Origin of the sequence: Streptobacillus felis (assembly GCF_001559775.1) — a bacterium.
Classification (GTDB): Bacteria; Fusobacteriota; Fusobacteriia; order Fusobacteriales; family Leptotrichiaceae; genus Streptobacillus; species Streptobacillus felis.
The window spans coordinates 1-301 of the sequence record NZ_LOHX01000221.1; the positions used below are offsets into that span (position 1 = coordinate 1).

Genomic DNA, 301 nt, shown 5'->3' on the forward strand with positions numbered 1-301 from the left:
TCTCATAATATTCAAAATTTAACTGACCAATTATTAAATGAAGTTGATTGTAACGAGTATGATTGGGTATTTGTACCGGGTGGTCCAGGAACAAAAGAATACTTTAATTCTCAAATACTTGAAGAAAAATTAGTAGATTACTACAATCAAAATAATTTAGTTGCTGCTATATGTGCAGCACCAATTTATATAGCTAAAGTAGGTTTTCTTGAAAGTAAAAAATCAACGGTATTTAAAGGTTTAGAAATGGATTTAATAGAAAAAGGAGCAATAGATGAAGATGTTCCTGTTAAAGAAGATC

The 301-nt window shown here is 28.9% G+C and carries 1 protein-coding gene; it reads left to right on the forward strand.

Features of this window, described 5'->3' with window-relative positions; translation table 11 throughout:
* The coding region (locus AYC60_RS03890) for a DJ-1/PfpI family protein (RefSeq protein WP_197416953.1) at nt 1-301 on the forward strand (301 nt) is incomplete at both ends.